This window comes from Nocardioides sp. S-1144 (genome assembly GCF_005954645.2).
GTDB lineage: Bacteria > Actinomycetota > Actinomycetes > Propionibacteriales > Nocardioidaceae > Nocardioides > Nocardioides dongxiaopingii.
Map to the genome: position 1 here is coordinate 4075622 of NZ_CP040695.2, position 11794 is coordinate 4087415.

General features: G+C 75.6%; 11 protein-coding genes. 4 read left to right on the forward strand and 7 right to left on the reverse strand.

Annotation, left to right across the window (positions count from 1 at the left end; all coding sequences use genetic code 11):
- Positions 1-13 precede the first annotated feature (13 nt).
- Positions 14-808, reverse strand: a complete 795-nt coding sequence (locus FE634_RS19230; protein WP_138876805.1) for a lysophospholipid acyltransferase family protein — start codon at positions 806-808, stop codon at positions 14-16.
- 135 nt (positions 809-943) lie between these two features.
- On the opposite strand from FE634_RS19230, the gene FE634_RS19235 reads away from it, so the two are divergent.
- Positions 944-2113: an MFS transporter gene (locus FE634_RS19235; protein ID WP_222847624.1), complete on the forward strand. Its 1170-nt coding sequence runs from the start codon at positions 944-946 to the stop codon at positions 2111-2113.
- A 9-nt stretch (positions 2114-2122) separates the two neighbouring features.
- Here the strand turns inward: FE634_RS19235 and uvrA are convergent, their stop codons facing one another.
- Entirely contained in the window at positions 2123-4603 is a 2481-nt protein-coding gene (gene uvrA, locus FE634_RS19240; RefSeq protein ID WP_138876806.1) for an excinuclease ABC subunit UvrA, read from the reverse strand.
- 72 nt (positions 4604-4675) lie between these two features.
- Complete coding sequence (locus tag FE634_RS19245; protein ID WP_148240886.1) at positions 4676-5710, reverse strand: NADP-dependent oxidoreductase; 1035 nt, start codon at positions 5708-5710, stop codon at positions 4676-4678.
- A gap of 121 nt (positions 5711-5831) precedes the next feature.
- Here FE634_RS19245 and FE634_RS19250 point away from each other — a divergent pair, with 121 nt between their 5' ends.
- Positions 5832-6458 carry a hypothetical protein gene (locus FE634_RS19250; RefSeq protein WP_137294039.1) on the forward strand — a complete coding sequence of 209 codons (627 nt, stop codon included), beginning with the start codon at positions 5832-5834 and terminating at the stop codon, positions 6456-6458.
- A gap of 44 nt (positions 6459-6502) precedes the next feature.
- Positions 6503-7132: a hypothetical protein gene (locus FE634_RS19255; protein WP_138876807.1), complete on the forward strand. Its 630-nt coding sequence runs from the start codon at positions 6503-6505 to the stop codon at positions 7130-7132.
- Here FE634_RS19255 and FE634_RS19260 read toward each other — a convergent pair.
- The 3 genes from FE634_RS19260 to FE634_RS19270 are packed head-to-tail and all read right to left on the reverse strand — an operon-like array spanning position 7090 to position 9874.
- Entirely contained in the window at positions 7090-8412 is a 1323-nt protein-coding gene (locus FE634_RS19260) for a rhodanese-like domain-containing protein (RefSeq protein ID WP_187366757.1), read from the reverse strand. The two genes, FE634_RS19255 and FE634_RS19260, sit on opposite strands and share 43 nt — an antisense overlap.
- 8 nt (positions 8413-8420) lie before the next feature.
- Entirely contained in the window at positions 8421-8972 is a 552-nt protein-coding gene (locus FE634_RS19265) for a cysteine dioxygenase (RefSeq protein WP_137294041.1), read from the reverse strand.
- Entirely contained in the window at positions 8969-9874 is a 906-nt protein-coding gene (locus FE634_RS19270; RefSeq protein WP_138876810.1) for an amidohydrolase family protein, read from the reverse strand. The genes FE634_RS19265 and FE634_RS19270 overlap by 4 nt, the downstream gene beginning before the upstream one ends.
- Before the next feature lie 59 nt (positions 9875-9933).
- Here FE634_RS19270 and FE634_RS19275 point away from each other — a divergent pair, with 59 nt between their 5' ends.
- The gene (locus FE634_RS19275; protein ID WP_138876811.1) at positions 9934-10707 is read left to right on the forward strand and encodes a hypothetical protein; all 774 of its coding nucleotides are present in this window, start codon (positions 9934-9936) and stop codon (positions 10705-10707) included.
- A gap of 6 nt (positions 10708-10713) precedes the next feature.
- On the opposite strand, the gene FE634_RS19280 is transcribed toward FE634_RS19275, so the two are convergent.
- Positions 10714-11727 (reverse strand): M48 family metallopeptidase, encoded by a 1014-nt coding sequence (locus FE634_RS19280; RefSeq protein WP_138876812.1) that lies wholly within the window; start codon positions 11725-11727, stop codon positions 10714-10716.
- Positions 11728-11794: the final 67 nt, after the last annotated feature.

Sequence of the window (11794 nt, forward strand, 5' to 3'; positions counted from 1 at the left end):
CCACCAGGACGTCCTACCGTCGGCCGAGCCGTCGGCGCACGAGGTAGCCGACGAGGGGCACGGAGGCGAGGGCGGCCAGCGCGAGGTCGCGGGTCCGGTGCGAGGGCGGCGCGGGCCGGTCGTGCTCGGCGAGCAGGTCGGCGACGGCGGTGCGCAGCGACTCGGTGGCGCGCTCGACGGCGTCGGGGTCGTGGCCCGGCTGCAGGTGGATGGGCGCACCGATGACGACGTCGATGTCGGCACGGTCGGCCGTGCGCCGCCACAGGGTGCGCTTGACCCGCTGGGCGTTGCTGGCGATGACGTGGTCGGTGCCGACCAGCGCGACCGGGACCACCGGCACGCCCGCCTGCAGCGCCATGCGTGCCGCGCCCGACTTGAAGGGCAGCAGGACGCCGTCCTTGGGGATCGTGCCCTCGGGGAAGACCGCCACCAGCTCGCTGCCGCGCAGGCTGGCCACCGCCGAGGTGAGGGCGTCGGCCGCCCGGTCGGTGCCGCGGTGGACGGGGATGACGCCGGCGCGCCGGAGCACCGAGCCGACCAGCCGGGCGCGGAACAGCTCGGCCTTGGCCAGCACCATCGCGTCGCGACCGGTGCGGTCGAGCGCGGCGGCCAGGGCGACGGCGTCGAAGAGGCTGCGGTGGTTGCAGACCAGCACCGCACCGCCACGCTGCGGGACGTGCTCGAGGCCGACCACGTCGACGTCCGAGAACAGTCCGGCGACCCAGCCGAGCAGGCGGCTGAGGAAGCCGTGGACGAGACGGGACGGCTTGCGGTGCGGGGCGAGGAGGGACGGCCGGAGATCGGGCATGGCCGGGACTCTAGGGCCGGGGAGCGGCCCGGGATCACCGCACGCGTACTCAGGAGGGGAGACCGCTCGGCGTCGGGTCCGGGCCCACGACCACCCCCGCCCAGCCCGGTCCACCGGGGCGACTAGCGTGCCTCGGTGATCTCGATCTGGCGGCAGCCGGGGATGCGGCCGCTCGTCGTGATGACGTTCCTGGGGTTCTGCGGCTACGCCGTCCTGCTCCCGGTCGCCCCCCTGTGGGCGGTCGCCGGCGGCGCCGACACCGGGGAGTCGGGCCTCGTCAACGGCGTGCTGCTGCTGTTCACCGTGCTGACCCAGCTGTTCGTCCCGCGGGCGCTGCGCCGCCTCGGCTGGGGGCCGACGCTCGTGGTCGGGATGGTCCTGCTCGGCGTGCCGGCCGCGCTCCTGGCGGTCAGCGACGCGCTCGGCCCGGTGCTGGCGCTCAGCGCCGCCCGCGGCGTCGGGTTCGGCGTCCTCACCGTCACCGGCAGCTCGGCCGTGGCGGCCCTGGTCGGCACCGAGCGGCGCGGGGAGGCGATCGGCGTCTACGGCCTGGCCGTGGCGCTCCCCAACCTGGTCCTGCTCCCCGCCGGGCCGTGGCTGGCCGAGAACGCGGGGTTCGGGGTCGTCTTCGCGATCAGCGCGCTCCCGCTCCTGGCCGTCCCGGCGGCGCTCCGGCTCGCCTCGACCCTGCACCACACCGCGCCGGACCTGCTCGCCGCCGGTGGCGGTGACGCCGATCCCGGCGACCCGGCCTCGACCGCCTACCGCCGGCTGCTCCGACCGACCCTGCTGCTGCTCTCCGTCACGCTGGCCGGGGGCGCCGTGCTCACCTTCGCCCCGCAGATGGTCTCCGGGACGACGGCGACCGCCGGGCTCTTCCTCATGGGCCTGGTCGCGGCGCTGGGCCGCTGGCGCGCCGGCATGCTCGCCGACCGGTACGGGCCGCAGCGCTTCCTGTGGCCGCTGGTGCTGCTCACCGGCCTCGGCACCGCGCTGGTGGCGTGGTCGGTCGCCGAGCCGGTCGAGCCCCTGGTGTTCCTGGTCGCGATGGTCGTGGTGGGGCTGGCCTACGGGGGCCTGCAGAACCTCACCCTGGTCGTGGCGTTCGGCGCGGTCTCGCGCCGCCACCACCACCTGGCGAGCGCGGTGTGGAACGTCGGCTTCGACGCCGGCACCGCCCTCGGCTCGGTGGCGGTCGGCGCGATCGCGGTCCAGGCGTCCTTCTCCTCGGCGTTCTGGCTCGTCGCCTGCCTCACCGTCGCGGTGCTGCCGGTGGCGCTCCGGTCACCCTCGGGCGCGAGGTGACGTCGGTGGCTACCGGTCGGGGGCGAGGGCCGCGAGCCGCGTGGCCAGGTACGGCGCCGTCGCGCTGGCGGTGACCCGGGCGACCTCCTCCGGGGTCCCGGTGGCGACCACCCGCCCACCCTCGTCGCCCCCGCCCGGGCCCAGGTCGATGACCCAGTCGGCGCTGACGATCGTGTCGAGGTCGTGCTCGACCAGCACCACGGTGTTGCCGGCGTCCACCAGCCGGTGCAGCTGGCGGACCAGCAGGGCGGTGTCGGCGGGGTGCAGGCCGGCGGTGGGCTCGTCGAGCAGGTAGAGCGCGTGCCCGCGCCGGGCCCGCTGCAGCTCGGTGGCCAGCTTGATCCGCTGGGCCTCGCCACCGCTGAGCTCGGTCGCCGGCTGCCCCAGGCGGAGGTAGCCCAGGCCGACCTCGCGCAGCGTCGTCAGGCTCCGCGCCGCGGCGGGGACGTCGGCCAGGAAGTCCGCGGCCTCGTCGACGGAGAGTCCCAGCACCTCGGCGACGTTCTTGTCGCGGTAGGTGACCTCGAGCGTCTCGGCGTTGTAGCGCGCCCCGTGGCAGGTCGGGCACGGTGCGTAGGTGCCGGGCAGGAACAGCAGCTCGACCGAGACGAACCCCTCCCCCTGGCACGTCTCGCAGCGTCCCTCGGCGACGTTGAAGGAGAAGCGACCCGCGCCGTACCCGCGCTCGCGGGCCTGCGGGGTCGCGGCGTACACCTTGCGCACCGCGTCGAACAGCCCGGTGTAGGTGGCCAGGTTGGAGCGCGGCGTCCGCCCGATCGGACGCTGGTCGACGCGCACGAGACGGTCGAAGGACTCCAGCCCGGTGGCGTCGTCGACGTCGATCTCGAGCTCGCTCTCCTCGGCGTCGTCGGGGGCCTGGCCGAGGTGGCGGCGCACCAGCTCGGCGAGCACCTGGGTGACCAGGGTCGACTTTCCCGACCCCGAGACGCCGGTCACCGCGCTCAGCACGCACAGCGGGACGTCGACCGAGACGTGGTCCAGGTTGTGCCGGCTGACGCCGCGCAGGTGCAGCCAGCCCTGCGGCGTCCGCTGGGGTCGCTCGAGCGGCTCCGCACGTCCGAAGAGGTGCTCGGCGGTGACCGAGCCCTCGACGTGCTCGAGGCCCGACACCGGGCCGGAGTAGAGCACGTGGCCGCCGCCCTCGCCGGCCCCCGGCCCGATGTCGACGATCCAGTCGGCGCGGCGCACGACGTCGAGGTCGTGCTCGACGACGAACAGCGAGTTGCCCGCGGCCTTGAGCCGGTCGAGCACGTCGAGCAGCGGCTCGGCGTCGGCCGGGTGCAGGCCCGCGGACGGCTCGTCGAGCACGTAGACGACCCCGAACAGGCCCGAGCGCAGCTGGGTGGCGATCCTCAGCCGCTGGGCCTCACCCGGCGACAGGGTCGTGGAGCTGCGCCCCAGCGAGAGGTAGCCGAGCCCCAGGTCGAGCAGCACCTGCACCCGCGCGACGAGGTCGGCGCACAGCCGCACCGCCACCTCGGTCGCCTCGCCCGAGTCGGCCGAGGACGTGGCCGCGCCGGCGTCGGTGAGCTCGGCCACCGGGCGCAGCAGCGCGACCAGCTCGGTGAACGACAGCGCGTTGGTCTGCGCGATGCTCCGGCCCCGGAAGGTGACCGCCAACGAGTCGGCCTGGAGCCCGGTGCCGTGGCAGGCCGGGCAGACGTCGCTGCGGACGAAGCGCAACGCCTTGTCGCGCATCATCTGGCTCTTCGAGGTGTTCAGGACGTGGTGGACGTGCGCGCGGGCGCTCCAGAACAGGCCGTGGTAGCCGTGGTCGACGCGGTCCCGCTCGGGCTTGACCAGCACCTTCGGCTGCTCGTCGGTGAACAGCAGCCAGTCGCGGTCGCGGGCCGGCAGCGTGTGCCACGGTGCGTCGACGTCGATGCCGAGGCCGGTCACGATGCTGCGCAGGTTCGCGCCCTGCCACGCGCCCGGCCAGGCCGCGATCGCGCCGTCGCGGATGCTCAACGAGGTGTCGGGCACCATCAGCTCCTCGCTGACGTCGTGCACCTCCGCCAGGCCGTGGCAGCGCGGGCACGCCCCGGCCGCGGTGTTCGGCGAGAACGCCTCCGCCCCGAGCCGCGCCGCGCCGGCCGGGTAGGTGCCGGCGCGCGAGAAGAGCATCCGCAGCAGGTTCGACAGCGTCGTCAGCGTCCCGACCGTCGAGCGCGAGGTGGCCGCGCCGCGCCGCTGCTGCAGCGCCACCGCCGGCGGGAGCCCGGTGATCTCGTGCACGTGCGGGGCACCCACCTGCTGCAGCAGCCGGCGCGCGTACGGCGCCACCGACTCGAAGTAGCGCCGCTGCGCCTCGGCGTACAGCGTGCCGAACGCGAGGGAGGACTTGCCCGACCCGGAGACCCCGGTGAAGACGACCATCGCGTCGCGGGGGACGTCGACGTCGACGTTCTTGAGGTTGTGCTCGCTGGCGCCGCGCACACGGACGAAGGGGTCGTTCGGGTCGTGGGGCACGCCCCCTGTCTACCCGCGGTGCCGCGGGGTGCCGTGGGAGGGGCCCGGCGCGGTGCCGTGGAGGGGCCGGCGCTACGAGGTCGACGTCGGGTCGGTGCCGACCCGGACCAGCGCCTTGCCGAGGTTCCTGCCGCTGAGCAGCCCCCGGAAGGCCTCGGGGGCCTGGTCGAGGCCGTCGGTGACGTCCTCGAGGTAGCGGACCGAGCCGTCGCCGACCCAGCCACCCATCTCGCGGGCGAAGTCGGCGGTGTGGGTCGCGGCGAACTCGTCCTGGATGAAGCCGCGCACGGTCAGGCTCAGGGTCAGCACGCGGCGCATGAAGCCGGGCAGCCGGTCGGGGCCCTCGGCGGCCGCGGTGTCGTTGTAGCCGGCGACCAGGCCGCAGACCGGCACCCGGGCGTAGCGGTTGAGGCGGCGTCCGACGGCCTCGGCGACGGGGCCGCCGACGTTCTCGAAGTAGACGTCGATGCCGTCGGGCGTGGCGGCGGCGAGGTCGTCGACGAAGGTCTCGGAGCGGTGGTCGACCGCCGCGTCGAACCCGAGCTGCTCCACCAGCACCCGGCACTTCTCCGCGCCACCGGCGATCCCGACGGCGCGCGCTCCCTTGAGCCTGGCGATCTGGCCCACGGCGGAGCCGACCGGGCCGGCGGCCGCGGCGGTCACGACCGTCTCGCCGGCCTTGGGCCTCCCGATCTCGAGCAGGCCGGCGTAGGCGGTGAAGCCCGGCATGCCGAGCACGCCGAGCGCCGTCGAGATCGGGGCGGTCGAGGGGTCCAGGCGACGGGTGTGGCGCGCGTCGACGACGGCGTGGGTCTGCCAGCCGGTGAAGGCCAGCACGACGTCGCCGACCTGCCGGTCCCCGGAGCGCGACTCGACGACCTCGCAGACGGTCCCGCCCATGACCACGTCGCCCAGGGCGAGCGGGTCGGCGTACGACTTGGCGGTGCTCATCCGGCCCCGCACGTACGGGTCGAGCGACAGGTAGATCGCGCGCAGCAGCACCTGCCCCTCGGCGAGGTCGGGCAGCGAGACGGTGGCGAACTCGAAGTCGGAGTCGGCGGGCACGCCCACGGGGTACGCCGCGAGCCGGACTTGGGTGGTCTCCATGCGACCCACCCTGCCCCGTGCGACCAACCGGCGGCGCGCGGGGTCGGCCGACCCTGGGGAACGGCTGCGCCGGGGCCGCCGATGGCCGAGGATGTGGCGGCCACCCCACGACGGAGACCCGATGCTGCCTCGCCGCCCCACCACCCCCACCACCCTCGCCGCCCTCGCCGCCCTGCCCGCCCTGGTCGCCCTGGCGGCCGGGGCCGCCCTCGCGTCCGCACCGACCGCCGCCCACGCCGAGACCTGGTCGCACCGCGACGCGACCGGCGACGTCGTCGCCACCGGCGGTGAGTCCGCCCCGACGGCGGCGCCGACCAACCGGACCGCCGACCTGCACCGGGTCACGATCACCCACACCCGGGGCGCGGTGCGGGTCGTCGCCCGCGTGCACGAGCTGCGGCGCACCGACCAGCTCGCCACGGTGCAGCTGCGCGCCCCCGGTCTCCACCTCGTGACCGCCGACCTCGTGCGCATCGACGGCGGCACCGCGGTGCACACGCACGTCGAGACGCAGGACGAGGTCCGCGAGTGCCCGTCGGCGACGGGACGGTTCCGGCTGCGGACGGACACGTTCGTCGTGACCGTCCCGCGTGCGTGCCTCGGGCGGCCCGACTGGGTGCGGGCCGCGGTGGGCTACGTGACCATCGGGGGGAGCGACGTCGGCGACGAGCAGGTCGCCCTGGACGACGGGCTCCGCGACGGCTTCCGCCTGGCCCCGCGGTGGAGCCCGCGGATCCACGCGGGCTGAGGCCCGCGCGACCACCCACCACCGACCCACCCCACGGAGACCCGATGCTGCCCCGACCCACCGCCACCGCCCTGGCCGCCCGTACCGCCCTGACCGCCCTGCTCACCGGGGCCGTGCTGGCCGGCGCCCCCACCTCAGCGCACGCCGAGACCTGGAAGCACCGCGACGCGACGGGCGACGTGGTCGTGTTCGACTTCGAGGACGAGGCGGACGAGGACGGGACCCCCGCGCCGGCGAACCGGACCGCGGACATCCGCTCGGTCTCGGTCAGGCACGCCGCGCGCGCGGTCCGGGCGGTGGTGCGGGTGCGCGACCTGCGCCGCCACGACCAGGTCGCCACGGTCTACCTCCGCGGCCCCGGGGACCGGTTCGGCGGCGTCCAGCTCACGCGGGTCGCCGGCCGCACCCACGTCGACTCCTTCGTCGAGGTCGAGGGCACCGAGACCAGGTGCACCGGCGCGCGCGGGCACCTCCGTCCGGGCGCCGACCGGTTCGTCGTCGTGGTCCCCACGGACTGCCTCGGGCGGCCGGCCTGGGTGCGGGCCGCGGTGTCGTACGGCGTCGTCGCCCCGGACGGCTTGGGTGTCGCGCTGGACGACGGCCTGCGGGACGGCAGTCGGCGCGACGGCGGCTACGGCCGCACGGGCTGGAGCCCGCGGATCGACGTCGACTGACCGAGCGCTCCCGCGTCGAAGTCGAGGTCGGGGTCGCCGGCGGCGGCGACGGCGGCCAGCAGGCCGGCGGCCCAGGCGGCGCGGGCGCGGTGCCACGCGTCGCCCTCCGGGCCGGACGGCGGCGGGCCGGCGCGGTCCACCACGGGCCCGGCGTAGGACGGGTCGGCCGTGGTCAGGTTGCCGGGGAAGGCGTCGATGCCGCCCTCGAGGATGTGGACGTCGCCCCGCCCGCCGAGCAGGCGGTCGGCCTCGGCGGCGATGAAGTCGGGCACCAGGTCGTCGTCGCCGACCAGCACCACCGGGCTACTCAGCCCGGGCAGCAGCGACGGCAGCTGCTCGCGGCGGGCGTGCACCGAGCCGCCGACGTGGCCGGCGGCGTAGGCCGCGGACGAGCGCAGGTCGACGACCGAGACCACCCGTGCGCGGAGCATCGCGGCCATCTCGTGGCCGGTGACCGCGTCGACGACCGGCACGTCGGGGACCGGAACCGGGACCGGCGCGGCGGCGCCGTCGTGCACGTGCACGTGCACCGGTCCGTCGTGCAGGTGGCGGAGCCGGGCGACCGTGGCGGCGCTGCGCAGGAGGTCGGCGTCGTCGACGATCACGACGTGCGCCCGCCGCACCGCGAGGTGCTCCTCGACGGCGCGCACCAGCCGGTCGCCCGGGACGTGGAGGCTGCCGGGCACGTGGCCCGCGGCGTGCTCCGCGGGGCCGCGCACGTCGACGACGTAGGTCGTCCGCGTCGGGTCGGCGACCAGCCGGGCGAGCCCGGCGGCGTCGACCCGCTCGACGCCGGCGGCCTCGAGCGTCTGTCGCGCCCGGGCGCGCACGTCGTCGACGCCGGCGCCGGCGTCGACGGAGGTCGTCCTGATCCACTCCCCCAGCGCCGTGCCCAGCACGTGGGTGCCGGCGTAGGTGCGACCGCCGCAGGCGCGCCAGGCGTCGAGCCCGCCCTCGAGCACGTGGACGCGCTCGTACCCGAGCCCGGCCAGGATCGCGGCGGCCTGGTCGTCGAGCGCGGGGTCGGAGGCCACGACGACGACGGTGCCGAGGCGCGGGACCAGGCCGCGCGCCCGGCGCTCGAGGTCGTGCAGGGGCGCGGGCGCGCTGCGGACCAGGTGGCCGGCGGCGCGCGCCACGGGGTCGCGCACGTCGAGGACGGCGACCTCCTCGTCGCCGTCCAGGAGCCGGCGCAGCCTGGCCGGCGTGACGGTGCCGACGTGGGTGCCGACGTGGGTGCCGGTGTGGGTGCCGGTGTCGCGGACCGTGGTGGTGGGCACCTCCGACCTCAGCCGTCGAGCGGGCGCAGCTCGTCGGCGTAGGACACCGAGAACCGCTTCATCACGCCGGACGGGGAGATCGAGTACTGGCCCATCCGCCACAGCGGCGGCGAGTAGGCGTGGATCGAGACCGAGCCGTCGACCGCGCCGCCCATCCGGTGGATGTGGTCGGGGCCGAAGCCGAACGCGCGGCCGGCGCGCACCGTGCGGGTGGTGGGCGTGCCGCCGAGACGGGGGCGGCTCTCGCTGACGGCGCCGCGGGTGACCGCGACCGCGCCGGCGGAGGTGTCGTGGTCGTGCCAGCCGGTGTCGTCGACGAGGTTCCAGCAGAGCAGCCAGACGTCGACGTCGGCGTCGCGGTGGAGCGAGACGTAGTGCCGGCCGCTCCCCGCGTCGTGGCGCACGTGCTGCTCCCACAGCTCGGGCCGGGAGGCGACCTCGCGCACCCAGGCGCGCAGCTCGTCCTCGTCCATGACCCGGCCGGGCAGGGCGGGCAGCTGGTCGGCGCTGAGCACGCTGGCGCTGCTGGTGGTGGTCGCCGGGGAAGGGGCGATCGTCATCGGGAGCCTCCGTTCATCAGGTGGTGCGGGTTGGCGGTGAGGAGCGCGTGCGAGAGGGCCTCGCCCATGCCGGGGCCGGTCGTGCTCGACGGGGCCGCGTACGGCAGGTCGGAGCCGTGCACGACGGCGTCGACGCCGACGACGCGGACCATCGCGTCGATGGCCCGCGGGCCGTAGGACGAGGTCTCGTAGTAGACGTGCCGGTCGACCGCCCCGAACGTGCCGCCGCGGGCGACGAGGCGCTCGTGGTGCAGCGGCGCGAGGCCGGCGAGCGCGACGAACGCGATCCGCAGGTCGGGCAGGAGCGCGCGGCCCGCGAGGTGCCAGGCGAACCAGGCGCTCGCCTGCTGGGCGGGGTACGACGTGAGCGCCGGCCACCAGCCCGGTACGTCTCCCGCACCGGCCGCTCCTGGCGGGGTGGGCGCCGGGCCGGGGTGCACGAGGACGGGCAGGCCGGCGTCCTCGACGACGGCGAGGACCGGCGCCAGCCGCTCGAGGCCGGCCGGGTCGAGCAGGGCGGTCGCCGGGACCTGGAGGCCGTGGACCTGGTCGCCCGCCAGGGTGGCGCGCAGGTCCACGAGGTCGGGCTCCACGAGGTTGACCGCGGCCCAGAGGCCGTGGCCGGCGCCGAGGTCGGCGGCCAGCCCGTGCCAGGCGTCGAGCAGCGGTGCCGCCTCCTCGGGCGGCAGGGTCTCGATGCCGAGCGGGCTCGACAGCGACACCAGCGCGAGGTCGACGTCGTCGCGCACCGACGGCGTGAGCACGGCCGGGTCGACGACGTACGGCGGCTCGCCGGCCAGGTGCAGCACATCGCCGGCGAGGTGGGGGGCCCGCGTGCGTCGGCGGAGCCCGTCGACCAGCGCGGCGGGCCACACGTGCTGGTGGCAGTCGACGCGGGTCATGGGCAGGACTATAACTGTAGTCAGAAACTATACTTAACGCCGCGCCGTACGGTGGCCCCATGGCCTCCACCCTCGCCTGCATCGGGCTCGACGTCGCCGACCTCGACGCCCTCGGCACCCTCCTCGAGTCGCTGCCCGCCGAGGTCGTCGGGCGCACCGACGACGACGTCGTCACCGTCAGCTACCCCGACCCGACCGGCGCGCGCGTGGTGATCAGCCGCCGCGACGGCGTCCCGCTCGACCTGGTGCCGTCCTACGCCGCCGATCCCGGCGCCCTTCTCGGCGAGGTGGTCGTGACCGAGTCCGGACTCACCCGCGCCGCCGTCCTCGACGACGACGGGCGCACCGTCACCCAGCTCCTGGTCGACCTCGAGCAGCACCGCCAGGCGCTGGTCGCCGCCGACCCCGCGCCGGTGCACGCCTCCGTCGTGGCCCTGGGCGTCGAGATGACCGTGCACGCCGACGCGGCGGCGTTCGCGGCCTCCGACGCCAGCCGGATCGGCGACGAGCCCGACGCCTCGCGGTGGGCGGCGGAGTCCTTCGTCTCGTACGGTCTGGTCCACGAGGGCCCCGACGCCGAGCCGACCGGGTTCCTGGCCGGCACGATCGTGCACAGCCTGAGCCACCGCCACAGCGTCTCGGGGCAGGAGTTCCACACGGTGCGGGTCCGGACCGTCGGCTTCGAGGCGACCGTCTGCCTCGCCGCCTCGGACCACCCGGTGCCGCCGCTGCCCGGCAACGTCGTCGCCGGGTCGTGCTACCTGGTCGCCGACGTGCCGTCGCTCTGGAACGTCGAGCCGCAGCGCAAGTGGTGGCAGCCGGCGCCCGAGTAGCGAGCGCTACTCCCCGCGCCGCAGCCGCTCGTCGAGCCAGAGCTTCATGCTGCCGGCGGCGCCGGCCAGGTCGTGGACGAGCTTGCCGAGCGCGTCCTGCGAGGACTCGAACGCGGCGGAGTACGACGTGGCCGCGTCCTTCGCAGCGTCGCTGACCTTGGCGCCGGCGTCGTCGTCGCGCCGGGCGTAGTCGCCGCCGAGGATGCCGGCGTAGGCACCGGAGTCGACCCAGCCGCGCAGCTCCGCGGCGCGGACGACGGCGAAGGGATGCGTCGTCTTCTCGACCAGCATCAGCTTGAGCACCGAGTCGCGCAGGTCGCCGGCCTCGAGGTACTCCTGGCCCTGCGCCATGAACGTCGACAGGTCGAGGTCGCCCATCAGTCCGCCGCTGGCCAGCTGCATGTGGGCGCGGATCGCGGCGGCGGGGTCCTGGGTGGCGAGCAGCCCGGCACGGTCGGCCGAGAGCTCCGACTTGCGGGCCCACTCGTAGAGGGCGGCCACGATCGCGCGCAGGCCGAGTCCGCCGAGCGGCACGGAGCCGAGGACGCCGGTCAGGTTGATCAGTCGCATCAGGAGCGTCCGGTAGACGGCGTGACCGCTGAGGGCGTGGCCGAGCTCGTGGCCGACGACGAAGCGCAGCTCGTCCTCCTCCAGCAGGTCGACCAGCGCGGAGTTGAGCACGATCACCGGCTTGTCGAGACCGATGGTGACCGCGTTCAGGGTCGGGTTCGCCTGCACGTACATCTCCGGGAGCGGGCCCTCGACGTCGAGGACCCGGGCCGCGTCGCGCAGCAGGTAGTGCAGCGCGGGGAACTGGCGCTCGTCGACGCGGACCGCCGTGCCGAGCAGCAGGAGCCGGGTCGTGCGCTCGTTGACCAGTCCCGAGACCGCCTTGAGGACGGTGTCGAAGCCCTTGAGCCGGCGCAGCGCCACGAGGGCGCCGCGGTCGGCCGGGTGCTCCCACGCACGCGAGCTGATTCCGGTCAGGGTCGCCCGCTGGCGGGCCGGCTGGGTCGTCACGGTGTCACTGTGACACGCGGCGCCACATCGTCACTGCGTCGTCGCGACGGGGATCCGCGTCGTCGCG